At 63.6% G+C, this 11,619-nt stretch carries 14 protein-coding genes; 5 read left to right on the top strand and 9 right to left on the bottom strand.

The features are described from left to right. The first annotated feature begins 82 nt into the window (after positions 1-82). Positions 83-1,345 (top strand): lytic murein transglycosylase, encoded by a 1,263-nt coding sequence (locus KM031_RS07160; RefSeq protein ID WP_215503828.1) that lies wholly within the window; start codon positions 83-85, stop codon positions 1,343-1,345. Between the two features lie 263 nt (positions 1,346-1,608). On the opposite strand, the gene KM031_RS07155 is transcribed toward KM031_RS07160, so the two are convergent. The 7 genes from KM031_RS07155 to mbfA all read right to left on the bottom strand — a co-directional run bounded on the left by KM031_RS07155 (position 1,609) and on the right by mbfA (position 7,430). Next, positions 1,609-2,523, bottom strand: a complete 915-nt coding sequence (locus KM031_RS07155; RefSeq protein WP_215503827.1) for an ornithine cyclodeaminase family protein — start codon at positions 2,521-2,523, stop codon at positions 1,609-1,611. Beyond that, entirely contained in the window at positions 2,520-3,143 is a 624-nt protein-coding gene (locus KM031_RS07150; RefSeq protein WP_215503826.1) for an HAD family hydrolase, read from the bottom strand. Before KM031_RS07150 ends, KM031_RS07155 begins: the two co-directional genes overlap by 4 nt. Beyond that, complete coding sequence (locus KM031_RS07145; RefSeq protein WP_215503825.1) at positions 3,140-4,081, bottom strand: DMT family transporter; 942 nt, start codon at positions 4,079-4,081, stop codon at positions 3,140-3,142. The genes KM031_RS07150 and KM031_RS07145 overlap by 4 nt, the downstream gene beginning before the upstream one ends. A 49-nt stretch (positions 4,082-4,130) precedes the next feature. Further along, positions 4,131-4,592 (bottom strand): YaiI/YqxD family protein, encoded by a 462-nt coding sequence (locus KM031_RS07140; RefSeq protein WP_215503824.1) that lies wholly within the window; start codon positions 4,590-4,592, stop codon positions 4,131-4,133. Beyond that, positions 4,585-5,415, bottom strand: coding sequence for an S-formylglutathione hydrolase (fghA, locus tag KM031_RS07135; protein ID WP_215503823.1), 831 nt, complete (start codon positions 5,413-5,415; stop codon positions 4,585-4,587). Before fghA ends, KM031_RS07140 begins: the two co-directional genes overlap by 8 nt. A 9-nt stretch (positions 5,416-5,424) precedes the next feature. Continuing rightward, positions 5,425-6,351, bottom strand: a complete 927-nt coding sequence (locus tag KM031_RS07130) for an AEC family transporter (RefSeq protein WP_215503822.1) — start codon at positions 6,349-6,351, stop codon at positions 5,425-5,427. A gap of 101 nt (positions 6,352-6,452) precedes the next feature. Beyond that, complete coding sequence (mbfA, locus tag KM031_RS07125) at positions 6,453-7,430, bottom strand: iron exporter MbfA (protein WP_215503821.1); 978 nt, start codon at positions 7,428-7,430, stop codon at positions 6,453-6,455. A 152-nt stretch (positions 7,431-7,582) separates the two neighbouring features. On the opposite strand from mbfA, the gene KM031_RS07120 reads away from it, so the two are divergent. Together KM031_RS07120 and KM031_RS07115 are read left to right on the top strand one after the other, a co-directional pair. Further along, positions 7,583-7,753 carry a hypothetical protein gene (locus KM031_RS07120; protein ID WP_215503820.1) on the top strand — a complete coding sequence of 57 codons (171 nt, stop codon included), beginning with the start codon at positions 7,583-7,585 and terminating at the stop codon, positions 7,751-7,753. A 63-nt stretch (positions 7,754-7,816) separates the two neighbouring features. Further along, positions 7,817-8,443, top strand: coding sequence for a TetR/AcrR family transcriptional regulator (locus KM031_RS07115; RefSeq protein ID WP_215503819.1), 627 nt, complete (start codon positions 7,817-7,819; stop codon positions 8,441-8,443). On the opposite strand, the gene KM031_RS07110 is transcribed toward KM031_RS07115, so the two are convergent. Both KM031_RS07110 and KM031_RS07105 read right to left on the bottom strand, forming a co-directional pair. Further along, positions 8,415-9,131 carry an NYN domain-containing protein gene (locus tag KM031_RS07110; protein ID WP_215503818.1) on the bottom strand — a complete coding sequence of 239 codons (717 nt, stop codon included), beginning with the start codon at positions 9,129-9,131 and terminating at the stop codon, positions 8,415-8,417. The two genes, KM031_RS07115 and KM031_RS07110, sit on opposite strands and share 29 nt — an antisense overlap. A gap of 95 nt (positions 9,132-9,226) precedes the next feature. Beyond that, positions 9,227-9,985, bottom strand: a complete 759-nt coding sequence (locus KM031_RS07105) for an NYN domain-containing protein (RefSeq protein WP_215503817.1) — start codon at positions 9,983-9,985, stop codon at positions 9,227-9,229. 180 nt (positions 9,986-10,165) lie between these two features. On the opposite strand from KM031_RS07105, the gene KM031_RS07100 reads away from it, so the two are divergent. Both KM031_RS07100 and KM031_RS07095 read left to right on the top strand, forming a co-directional pair. Continuing rightward, positions 10,166-11,059 (top strand): DMT family transporter, encoded by an 894-nt coding sequence (locus tag KM031_RS07100; protein WP_215503816.1) that lies wholly within the window; start codon positions 10,166-10,168, stop codon positions 11,057-11,059. 121 nt (positions 11,060-11,180) lie between these two features. Continuing rightward, positions 11,181-11,612: a PACE efflux transporter gene (locus KM031_RS07095; RefSeq protein WP_215503815.1), complete on the top strand. Its 432-nt coding sequence runs from the start codon at positions 11,181-11,183 to the stop codon at positions 11,610-11,612. Positions 11,613-11,619: the final 7 nt, after the last annotated feature.

Here is an 11,619-nt window from a genome sequence, read left to right as displayed (position 1 = left end):
TCAAGCGATGGCTTCCCCGGCGCGCCCCTTCGGGCTAGACTGACCGGCAGAGCAGTTTGCATAAGCCCAAAGGGGTAGGATCATGCGTTTTTCCGCAGCATTGGCCATTGGTGCCCTCAGCCTGTCGCTTGCCGCCTGTGTCGGTGGCGGGCCGGTGTCACAATCAGGGAGCAGCCCGACCGTGATCAAATATGGCCGCGACATGAGCCCGGATCCCGCCAAGGTGGCGGGGCTGTCGCAATGGGTGCAGGGCTTCCGCGCCCGGGCCAATGCCTCGGGCATTTCCAACAGCACCTTCGATGCGGCTTTCCGCGATGTGGTCTATAACCCCGAGGTGATCCGCAGATCGCAAAATCAGGCGGAATTCACCAAGTCGCTCTGGGAATATCTGGAAACCGCGGTATCGGAAAAGCGCATCACCAATGGCCGCGCGATGCTGGCCCGCCATGCCGGGGTGCTGAACCAGATCGAGGCCACTTATGGCGTCGACAAAGAGGTGGTGGTGGCGGTCTGGGGCATGGAAAGCTCCTACGGCGAAAAGCGCGGCGACCTGCCGCTGATCGAAGCGCTGGCCACGCTGTCCTATGACGGGCGGCGGGCGGAGTTTTTCCAGCAGCAGCTGATTGGCGCGCTGAAAATCCTGGAACATGGCGATGTGGCCCCGCGCAACATGACGGGAAGCTGGGCCGGGGCGATGGGGCATACCCAGTTCATCCCGACCTCTTACCTGGCCTTTGCGGTGGATTTCACCGGCGATGGCAAGCGCGATATCTGGTCGGAAGATCCGACCGATGCGCTGGCGTCAACCGCAGCCTATCTGGCGAAATCTGGCTGGCAGAAGGGGCAACCCTGGGGCATGGAAGTCACCTTGCCGCCCGGCTTTGGCGCGGCGGTTTCGGGCAAGAGCGCGAAACGCGCCGGGTCGGAATGGCGCGCGATGGGCATCACCCGCGCGGGTGGCGGTGCGGTGCCGGATGGGCAGGCGGCGCTGTTGCTGCCCTCGGGCATCAAGGGCGCCGCCTTCCTGATCTATCGCAATTTTCATGCAATCGAGCGGTACAATCAGGCCGATTCCTATGTGATCGCGGTAGGCCATCTGTCCGACCGGCTGAAAGGCGGCGGCCCGCTGCGCACGCCCTGGCCTGCAGGTGATGCCACGCTGCGGCTTGTGGAGCGGATGGAAGTGCAGGAACGGCTGACGGCGCTCGGCTTTGATACCGGCGGTGCCGATGGCAATGTCGGTGCCAAGACGATTGCCGCAATCAAGGCGTTCCAGCAATCGCGCGGTCTTGTGCCCGACGGATATCCCAACGCAGAGCTGCTGGCGCTGCTGCGCCGCTCCTGATCAAACCCGGATCCAAAGGCGTGCGCCTTGCGGCGCACACGGCTTTTGTCTCGGAGGCGGCCTTGGGCCGCCGCCTCGGGCAAGATGAGTATTTGGGCAAACTGCAATCGGGATGGATTTGCATTTTGCAAAAATACCCATTCTTCCGCTGTCATACGGGCGCAGCGATGGAGGAGCGGCACGCCACCACGGGCACCTAGGCCGGGCGGCGGCGTGGGCGGGCGGGTGTCAGCGGCGGCACCTCGGGGCGCCGCCTTGTTTGGTTATCGTCCGCGCCAGGCGGCGAGGATATAGGCGGCTGTCATCAGATCCAGATGCGCGCCGCCGCCATTCTTGGCGATGGTGATTTCATCCTCGGATCGCCGCCGATACAGCCCTGCGGGCAGGTCATAGAAATCGGCCTGAACATCGGCCTCGGAGATCACGCCGCGGGCAATCGGGTCTTTCAGCTCTCCGATATGGGCGATGGTGGTCTTGCGGCTGTCGACAAACAGGCTGGCGCGCAGCAGGGCCGTGTCATCCACCTCACGCATGTCGGGACGGTAGGCGCCGATCAGGTCAAGATGCTGGCCGGGGCGCAGCCAGTCGCCCTGGATCAGCGGCGACTGGCTCATGGTGCAGGTGCAGATGATGTCGGCAGCGCGCACGGCGGCTTCCAGATCGGTTGTGGCGGTCACATTGCCTTCTCTCGCCATGACTTCGGCGGCCGCCGGGCTGCGGTTCCAGACGGTGAACCGTGCCTCGGGGAAGCAGGCACCATAGGCCGAGATCATCGAACGCGCCACGGTGCCTGCGCCCACCAGCAGGATCGCGCGGCTGTCGGGGCGGGCCAGATGGCGCGCGGACAGCAGGCTGTCGCCTGCGGTTTTCCATTTGGTCACCAGATGGAAATCCACCACGGCATCCAATTCGCCGGTCAGATCGGAATAGAGCGTCACGGCACCGTTGATGGTGGGTTTGCCCTGTGTGGCATTGCCCGGAAAGATCGTGGCGCATTTGACCAACTGGCCCAGGCCGTCGATCCAGGCCGCGCGATTGAGCAGGGTATCCTTGCCGCGATAGAGCAGCGTATCCGCGATTTCGGCAGCGGGCAGGCGGTGCCCGGCCTCCAGCGCCTCGCAGAGGGTCAGCCAGTTCAGATGTGCTTCGGCCTCTGGCCCGATCATTGCCACGCTCATAGCCCGGCCTCCTTTTCTGTCAACAGGTCTTCGGCCACCAGCCGCTGCGCCCAGCCCTGCCAGCCTTGAAACGGATGGGTCTGCCAGCCCCGGGCCTGTGCGGCGGCGATATTGTCGGCGCGGTCATCGGTGAACAGCAGCCGCGCCGGGGCAAGGCCGCAATCGGCCTCGACCAGTTCATAGATCCGGGGATCGGGCTTGATCACGCCCATCTGGCCAGACACATAGGCGCGGTCGAACTCGCTCAGGAAATCATATTGGGTCTGGGCATAGGCAAAGCTGTGGATGCCGAAATTGGTCAGTGCAAAGACCGGCACGCCGCGCAGCCGCAGGGCGCGCAGCAGGGCGATGGAACCTTCGATGCGGGGCGAGGCCATGTCGATCCAGTTGTCATGCCACATGCGGATTTCGGCAGACCAGTCGGGGTGCCGGTCGGCCCAGTCATAGATGGTTTCGCGGAACAGGCCGCCTGCGTCGATGGCGTCGTTCATGCTGTGCAGATCGACTTCGGCAAACAGGGCCTCGCGCTGGGCGCGCCCGATGGCCCAATCGTAGAACCGCTCCGGATTCCATTCGATCAGCACATTGCCGATGTCGAAGATCACCGCCTCGATGGTCATGCCCGCGTCCTTGTGATGGTTTCCCGCCAGAGCGTATAAAGACCGGCACCGCAGATCAGTGCAATGCCGATCCATGCCGTTGCATCCGGCCATTGATGAAAGATCACCACGCCCCAGACGATGGCCAGCGGCATGGCGGCATATTCAAACGGGGCGACCAACGCGGCTTCGCACAGGCGATAGGCCTGGCTCACCATCAGCCCGCCTATCGCCACCGACAGGCCGGTTGCGAGGAAGGCAGGCCAGTCGGCTACGGGCGGCCAGACCCAGGCGCGGAACAGGAAGGCGATGGAGGGGTGATCGGACCCCGCAAGATGGCCGTCCCCCACCATCAGGCCCATGGTGCTGCTGACCAGGATGAACCCGAGCTGCACATAGAAGTTCAGGGTGGCGGCGCTTTCGGTATCTTTCATCCGCCGTGTCATCATATGGGTGGAGGCATAGGTGAAGGCCGAGATGAACACCAGAACGGCGGCGGGTTGCAGTGACCCCGCGCCGGGGCGCAGCATCACGATCACCCCCAACATGCCCGCCACCACGGCGGCCCAGCGGCGCGGGCCGACCCGTTCGCCCAGCACGAGGGTGGACAGCATCGTCACCACCAGCGGGCTGACAAAGGCGATGGCCACGGCATCGGCCAGCGGAAGGGCGGCGAGGCCGAGGAAATAGGTGATGTTCGACAGCATCACAAAACAGACGCGCAGCAGGTGGCCGCGCGGGCGGGTGGTGCGCAACTGGCGCAGGCCCGATCCGGTCAGGGCCATGAAGCCCAGCAAAAACAACAGGCTGATGGCGGATCGGGTCAGGATCACCTGATGCAGGGCGTAATCGCCCGACAGCGATTTGATCGCCACATCGTTGATCGACAGGGTGGCACTGCCACCAAGGGCGGCAAGAATGCCCAGAAGCGTGGTGCGGGAGGCGGTATCTACGGTCATGCCGGGAAGATCGGCGCGCGCCCCGTCGCTGTCTGTTCCGCCTGCGACATCAGCGCGTTTTCGCGGCCCGGACCAGACGTTCCAGCACCTCCAGAAAGCGCGAGCGGTCAGCCTTGCTGAACGGGCGGCCGCCGCCTTGCCGGAACGGGTCGGCGCTGCGCAGATCCTGCATCAGATCGCGGGTGGCCAGCGCCATGCCGATATTGGCGGGGGTCAGCGTTTCGCCATTGTGCTTGATCACCTGCGCTCCGGCCTCGACACATTTGGCCGCCAGCGGAATATCCCCGGTCACCACGATGTCGCGCGGGCCTGCGTGATCGGCAATCCACTTGTCGGCCTCATCCGGCCCGGCGCTGACAAAGACGCTTTCCACCAGCGGGTTGGCCGAAGGGCGGATTCCGCCATTCGACACAAGCACCATGCGCATGGCGTGGCGGGTGGCCACACGTTCTGCCTCGGCCTTCACCGGGCAGGCATCGGCGTCGATGTAGATCGCGCCGGTGTCAGTCATACAGCGCCGCCGCGTGGAAGCCGATGTGATCTTCGATAAAGGTCGAGACGAAGAAATAGCTGTGGTCATAGCCTTTCTGCATGCGGAAGATGCCGCCCTGCCGCCGGGCGGCCATCGCTTCGGCCAACGCTTCGGGTTTCAGCAGATCCAGAAACTGATCCGATCCGCCCTGGTCGATCAGGATCGGACCGTCAAAGCCACGCTTTTTCATCAGCAGGGTCGCGTCATATTGTGCCCATTTCGCTTCGTCTTTGCCCAGATAGGCGCTGAACTGCTTGCGGCCCCAGTCGCTTGCGGTGGGGTTGGCAATCGGCGCAAAGGCCGAGGCCGACTGGAAGCGGCCCGGAAAGCTCATCGCGATGGTCAGGGCGCCATGGCCGCCCATCGAATGTCCCATGATCGACTGACGCTCTTCGGCGACGGGGAAGGCATTGAACAGCAGGCGCGGCAGCTCTTCTGTGACATAATCCCACATGCGGAAATGCGGTGCCCAGGGCTTTTCGGTGGCGTTGACGTAAAACCCCGCGCCCTGACCCAGGTCATAGGCCTCGTCATTGGCCACGCCTGCGCCGCGCGGGCTGGTATCGGGGAACACCAGCGCCACGCCCGCTTCGGCGGCCCATTTCTGCGCGCCAGCCTTCACCATCGCGTTTTCATGGGTGCAGGTCAGGCCGGACAGATACCAGATCACCGGCACGGCGCCGCGCTCTGCCTCTTCGGGCAGGAACAGGCCAAAGGTCATGTCGCAGCCGCAAGCCTCGGAGGCATGGGTATAGACTCCCTGCACGCCACCGAAGGCGCGGTTTTCGGATAGGGTTTTCATCGGTCCTCCTCAGCCTGTTATCCAGGCGATCACGGCTGTCACGGTCAGGATGCTGACCGCGGTTGAGATCAGAATGGCGGTGGACACCCGTTGCGGGGCCACGCCGTAATGCTGCGCCAGAATATAGACATTCCCGGCGACGGGAAGGCTTGCTGCGGCAATCATCACACCTGCGGCGGCACGGTCCACCGGAAACAGCCACAGGGCGGCGATGGCCACGGCCAGCGGGTGCAGCACCAGCTTGGCAAAGGACAGCCAGCCCGCGACGCCCAGCCGCTCGGCCCCACGCCCTGCCAGCGATGCGCCGATGGCAAACAGCGCGCCGGGCGTGGCAGCCCCGCCCAGCAGCGCCAGAAATTCATTGACCGGGGCAGGCACCGGCAAGGCCAGCCCGGACCAGATCAGCCCCAGCACGATCGACACGACCATCGGGTTCCTGAACCAGCCAACCGCCAGCGTGCGCAGGGTGTGCAGGCCAAGCGCCCCGCCGCGCGCGCCGGTGATGATCAGGGTGATGAGCGAGGAAAACACCACCATGTCAACGGTCAGCACCATCAGCACCGGCCCGGCGGCGGCAGGGCCCAGCAGCACGACCAGCATCGGCACGCCCAGAAATCCGGTATTGCCCGAGGTGGCGCATTGCGCCTCCATCGCGGCCTCTTCCAGCCCGCGCTTGCGAAACAGCGCAACGCCCATGGCGATCAGATAGACCAGCGTCGTGGCCGACAGATAGGCCAGCACGAAGGGCAGATCAAAGATCTCGGCCAGGCTCAGATTGGCGGCAAAGCGGAACAGCATGGCCGACAGCGCGAAATAGAACACGAACTTGGTCAGCCAGGCCACGGCCTCGGGTGGGAAGATCCGTACGCGGCCCGCCCAGTAGCCGACCCCGATCAGCGCAAAAAACGGAAGTGTTTTCAGAAGGATCGGCAGCATGTTGGCGCAGTCTCGGTCTGGGATCGGCCAAGGGTTTCATGCAGCGGTCAGACATGCAAGCCGATAGGCCGCCGCACCGCAGTTTCGCGCGGGGCCGTGGCCTAGCCGCCGCCGATCAGGGCCCCGGCCGCAAAGACCAATGCGCCGCCCAGCACCACTTGCAGCGCCGCGCGCAGGAACGGCGTTTCCATATAGCGGTTCTGGATCCAGGCGATGGCCCAAAGCTCGACGAACACCACGATCATCGCCAGCGTGGTGGCGGTCCAGAAATCGGGGATCAGATAGGGCAGGGCATGACCCATGCCGCCCAGCGTGGTCATCACCCCCGAGGCCAGCCCGCGTTTCCACGGGCTGCCCCGCCCGGATAGCACGCCGTCATCATGTGCGGCCTCGGTGAAGCCCATGGAGATGCCCGCCCCGACCGAAGCTGCAGTGCCGACCAGAAACGTGGTCCAGGTGTCTTGCGTGGCAAAGGCGGTGGCAAAGATCGGCGCCAGTGTGGACACCGAGCCATCCATCAGCCCGGCAAGCCCCGGCTGCACCCATGTCAGGATGAACTGGCGATGGGCCGAGCGGTCTTCGTCACTGCGGCCATCGTCCGACAGCATGTTCTGTTCCAGCCCTTCGGCGGATTTCTGATGGCCTGCCTCGGCGGCGGCCAGATCGCCCAGAAGCTTGCGGGTCGCGGCGTCCTGCGTTGCCTGCGCGGCGCGCAGGTAAAAGGCTTCGGCCTGCGCCTCCATCGCCCCGGCTTCGGCGCGAATGGTGGTGAGGCTCAGGTTCTCCATCAGCCAGACCGGCCTGCGCGCATAGAAACCCGCGACATGCTCGCGCCGGATCAGGGGAATTACCTCGCCAAAGCGGCTGCGATGCAGGTCGATCAACTGTTGCCGGTGCAGATCCTCTTCCACCGCCATGCCATCGAACACGGCGGCGGTGGCGGGATACTCGCTGCGCAGGCGCTGCGCATAGCTGCGATAGATGCGACCATCATCCTCTTCCGACGAGATGGCGAGCGCCAGAACCTCTTGCTCTGACAGGTCTGAAAAACGGCGGCGGGCAGAGAGGGCGGAAAGCATGGCGCACCTTGTTTAGAATAATTCTAATCTATTCGCGGGATCTGGCGACTGCAAGGTGAAAATTCTGAACCGATTGGTTCAAATTCTGTTTGCAAACTGAACTGATCGGTTCATAAATCTGAACCAGTGAGTTCAGTTCTGGAGAGAACGCCATGACCCGCCTGTTGACCCTGCTCATGCTTTGTGCGGCCGCGCCTGCTGCGGCCACCGGCATCACCTTTGATCTGCCGCGCCTGACCTGGCCAGAGACACCCGCCGAGCCGGTCACACAGGGCTGCCAGTCGCCCGCAACCGTGTCACCGACCTGCGGGGCGGAGCGCTGAGGGCGGCTGCGGCCTTGCCCCCGGCCCTGCCTTCGCACTAAGCTTCCCGCAGGGGGAAGAGACATGACCGTGGCAGAGCCTGCACAGATCCGCAAAGGCCGGAAATATGATCAGGTGCTTGACGGCGCCCGGAAAGTCTTTCTGGATCATGGGTTTGAGGGCGCGTCGGTGGATGACATCGCGCGCGAAGCCGGGGTCAGCAAAGCGACGCTTTACAGCTATTTCCCCGACAAGCGCCTTCTGTTTCTGGAGGTGGCAAAGACCGAATGTGCCCGTCAGGCCGATGAGGCGGTCAAGCTGATCGACCAGATGTCGCGGCCCGAAGATGTGCTGACCGAAGCGGCGCGGCGTATCGTGGCCTTTCTGATGTCGGAATTCGGTCGCCGGGTGTTCCGCATCTGCGTGGCCGAAAGTGACCGCTTTCCTGAACTGGGCCACCAGTTTTACCACTCCGGCCCCTTGCTGGTGCGGCAAAGGCTGGCGGATTACATGGCGAAAGCCGTCGCGCGGGGCGAGTTGGTGATCGAGGATATCGACCTCGCGGCGGATCAGTTCTCTGAACTGTGCAAGGCGACGATCCATGAACAGGCGATTTTTGGCGTGACTCCCTGCTGTGCGCCGAAGGACGCCGAGCGCGTGATCCGCGGCGCGGTGGAGATGTTCATGGCCCGCTACGGGGTGAAGCGCTAGCGTCGGGCTTGCGCAGACGGACGCGGGCATTCGGCCCCTTCGGGTCACAGTCGAAAATCGCGGCGTTGCGGGTGAAATAGGCGTGCCAAGTCTTGTCTGGCGTGGTGCCGATGCGAAACTTGCATTCTTTTTGAATGGCCGCATTGACCGCCGTAAAAGGCAGGCCTGCCTGTGGCCCGGCGCGCACCACCGCCTGCACGATCTCGTCAAAGGACGGGGCCTTGGGCGGTGGCACCACTGGCGCTGCAACCGGCGGTTTCAGCTCGATGAACTTCGTGCAGGCCTTGCGAAAGACCGGGCTCGCCGTGGCTTCGCCCATGCCGACAACCTCTGTGCCGCGTTCGCGCAGATGGGTCGCCAGATGGCTGAAATCCCGGTCGGACGACGCAATGACGAGCATGTCAGCCAGGCGGTCATGGATCAGAGCCATCGCCTCGACCGTCAGCAAGAGGTCGGTCGCATTCTTGCCGCTGCCCGAGTGGATCAGGTGAAAGCCCGGAGCCGCATCCCATTGCGGCAATCGCGCGGCATTGCCGTAAACACGCCGGATCGTCAGGCTACCAAAATGGGCGGCCCCCATGATGATATGGCCCGCCCGCGTCGCACTCAGATTCTCGCCATCCACAAGCACGGCCACGCGTTTCATCTGGCGCTGCTCTGTTGCAAAGTCTTGAAAAGAAAGGGTCATGTCACTCGCCACTACAATCAATGGCTGAAATTACCCATTCAATTCAGGCGGGTTTGAGGCGCTGGTATGGAAAAGCGGTGCGGCGGGCCGCCCGCTCAGGCCACGTCGCGCGCCAGCAATTGCCCGCCGGGGCCGGATTTCACCTCGAACCGGCTGATCTTGCGCACCAGATCGGACAGTTTGGCAGAGCCATAGGTCCGGGTGTCGAAATCGGGATTGGCCTGGGTGATATACTGGCCGACCTGACCCAGAGAATACCATTCGCCTTCGGGATCAATCGCGCGCATCGCGGCGATGATCAGCGGGATGGCTTTCTGCGGCGGCTCTTTGGCGCCGCGGGTCTGCGGTTTGGGATCCTGCGCCGACACGCTGCTGCGCAGATCGGGTTGTGGCACGTCTTCGGGCGTGTCGTCGCTGCCGAGGTTTTCCACATAGATGAAGCGCTTGCAGGCCATGCGGAAGGCTTCGGGTGTCTTTTTCTCGCCAATGCCATAGACATCCAGCCCCTGTTCGCGGATGCGCGCGGCAAGGCGGGTGAAATCGCTGTCCGAGCTGACCAGAACAAAGCCGTCGAACAGGCCGGAATGCAGGAAATCCATCGCGGCAATCACAAGGCCGATGTCAGAGGCATTCTTGCCCTTGGTATTGGAAAACTGCTGATCCGCGACAAGGCCCAGAGCGGCCACCTTCTTGGCCCAACCCCCGAGCCGCTGGGCAGACCAGTCGCCATAGATGCGACGGACGGAGGCTTCGCCCAGGCTCGCAATCTCTTCAAAGATCGCATCGGCATAGCCGGCGGGCACATTGTCGGCGTCGATCAGGACACACAGGCGGGGGGCGCGGGGTTCGGGCATTTTATCCTCTTGCTTTTGGGGCATTGTTTCAGGTTCCGGGGCAGGGGGGAAGCGAATTTGCTGAAAAGCTGCGGCTTTGGTCGCCAACAGGCTGGAACGCCTTGTTTTTTCTGATATTCGCTCGGGGCTGCCCCCGTGAATGTGCCGTTTCGCCATTCGGTGGTGTGGCCGGAGGACCGGATGATGGCACAAGGCAAGGCGCGCACGCCCTTGATCGGGGTGGGGCTGATGACCGCCGCAATGGCGGTGCTGCCGTTTCTGGATGTGGTGGCAAAGTTTCTGGGCCAGCAGGGCGTGCCGATCCTGCAAATCGTCTGGGCGCGCATGGCGATGGGCATGGTGATGACGCTGCCCTTTGCCTGGCGCATTGCGGGGCCGGGTGGGTTGCGCCCGGACCGGCCCGCGCAGCATGGCTTGCGGGCGATCTTCCTGATTGCCGCCACCTTCTGCTTTTTCTTTGCCCTGAAATTCCTGCCGATTGCCGATGCGCTGGCGATCTTTTTCGTGCAGCCGCTTGTCGTCACCGCGCTGTCGCCGCTGATCCTGGGTGAAAGGGTCGGACCGCGCCGCTGGGCGGCGGTGGCGGTCGGTTTCATCGGCACACTGATCATCATCCGCCCCGGCTTTCAGCAGATCAATCCGGGGATGCTGCTGGCCTTGGCGGCGGGCACGGCGCTGGCGCTTTACATGCTGATGACGCGGCGCATGGCGGGGCGGGATCATGCGATGGTCACCACCTTTCAGACCAGTGCCATTGGCACGGCGATGGTGAGCCTTGGCGTTTGGGTGGTCTGGCAGACACCGACCCCGGCGCAATGGGGGCTGTTCGTGGCGCTGGGGTTCATTGCCACCTTCGGTCATTACCTGATCGTCATGGCCTATGACCGGGCCGAGGCGAGCCTGCTGGCCCCGTTGGCCTATATCGAAATGATCATGGCCGTGGCGGTGGGCTGGTGGTTCTTTGGCGATTTTCCCGATGCCTGGACCTTTGTCGGCGTTGCGGTGCTGATCGGTTGCGCGCTGTATATCTCGGTGCGGGAACGGCGGGTGGTTGCCGAAAGTCCACATGTGTAACCCGCATTGACCCGCCATCTTGCAATCGGGGCCGGGGCGGTTACATAGCGGGCTGTGAGGACGACCTCCCCAATCCGGGACCATGGCGGGACGGCCCGCGCTTTTGCCACAGGAGGCAATCATGCGCACATTCCCGGATCGTCTGCGTCACGCACTCTGCTTTGAAATTCTGGGTCTGCTGATCGTCACACCGCTGGGCGTGCTGGTCTTTGACATGCCGCTGGAACATCTGGGCGTGGTGACGGTGGGCAGTGCCACGCTCGCGATGCTGTGGACCTATGTCTACAACTGGGGCTTTGATCAGGCGATGCAGCGGCTGACCGGCGGCACGCAAAAGACGGTGCCGCTGCGGGTGCTGCATGCCGTGCTGTTCGAGCTGGGGCTGCTGCTGGTGCTGCTGCCGTTCATCGCCTGGTGGCTGGAGATCAGCCTGTGGCAGGCGCTGGTGATGGATATGGCTTTCGCGGCCTTTTACATGGTCTATGCCTTTGTGTTCAACTGGGGCTATGACCGGGTGTTCCCGCTGCCGGAATGGCAGGCAGAACGCTCCTGACCGGCGT

The sequence above is a fragment of the Gemmobacter fulvus genome (genome assembly GCF_018798885.1).
GTDB lineage: Bacteria > Pseudomonadota > Alphaproteobacteria > Rhodobacterales > Rhodobacteraceae > Gemmobacter > Gemmobacter fulvus.
This window is presented reverse-complemented; position numbering and strand designations above follow the sequence as displayed.

Coding starts and splice junctions, on each gene's coding strand:
- KM031_RS07155 (WP_215503827.1), bottom strand. CDS start 2,523: ATGAGCGTGGCAATGATCGGGCCAGAGGCCGAAGCACATCTGAACTGG.
- KM031_RS07105 (WP_215503817.1), bottom strand. CDS start 9,985: ATGCCCGAACCCCGCGCCCCCCGCCTGTGTGTCCTGATCGACGCCGAC.
- KM031_RS07140 (WP_215503824.1), bottom strand. CDS start 4,592: ATGACTGACACCGGCGCGATCTACATCGACGCCGATGCCTGCCCGGTG.
- KM031_RS07100 (WP_215503816.1), top strand. CDS start 10,166: ATGATGGCACAAGGCAAGGCGCGCACGCCCTTGATCGGGGTGGGGCTG.
- KM031_RS07115 (WP_215503819.1), top strand. CDS start 7,817: ATGACCGTGGCAGAGCCTGCACAGATCCGCAAAGGCCGGAAATATGAT.
- fghA (WP_215503823.1), bottom strand. CDS start 5,415: ATGAAAACCCTATCCGAAAACCGCGCCTTCGGTGGCGTGCAGGGAGTC.
- KM031_RS07145 (WP_215503825.1), bottom strand. CDS start 4,081: ATGACCGTAGATACCGCCTCCCGCACCACGCTTCTGGGCATTCTTGCC.
- KM031_RS07150 (WP_215503826.1), bottom strand. CDS start 3,143: ATGACCATCGAGGCGGTGATCTTCGACATCGGCAATGTGCTGATCGAA.
- KM031_RS07120 (WP_215503820.1), top strand. CDS start 7,583: ATGACCCGCCTGTTGACCCTGCTCATGCTTTGTGCGGCCGCGCCTGCT.
- mbfA (WP_215503821.1), bottom strand. CDS start 7,430: ATGCTTTCCGCCCTCTCTGCCCGCCGCCGTTTTTCAGACCTGTCAGAG.
- KM031_RS07110 (WP_215503818.1), bottom strand. CDS start 9,131: ATGACCCTTTCTTTTCAAGACTTTGCAACAGAGCAGCGCCAGATGAAA.
- KM031_RS07095 (WP_215503815.1), top strand. CDS start 11,181: ATGCGCACATTCCCGGATCGTCTGCGTCACGCACTCTGCTTTGAAATT.
- KM031_RS07130 (WP_215503822.1), bottom strand. CDS start 6,351: ATGCTGCCGATCCTTCTGAAAACACTTCCGTTTTTTGCGCTGATCGGG.
- KM031_RS07160 (WP_215503828.1), top strand. CDS start 83: ATGCGTTTTTCCGCAGCATTGGCCATTGGTGCCCTCAGCCTGTCGCTT.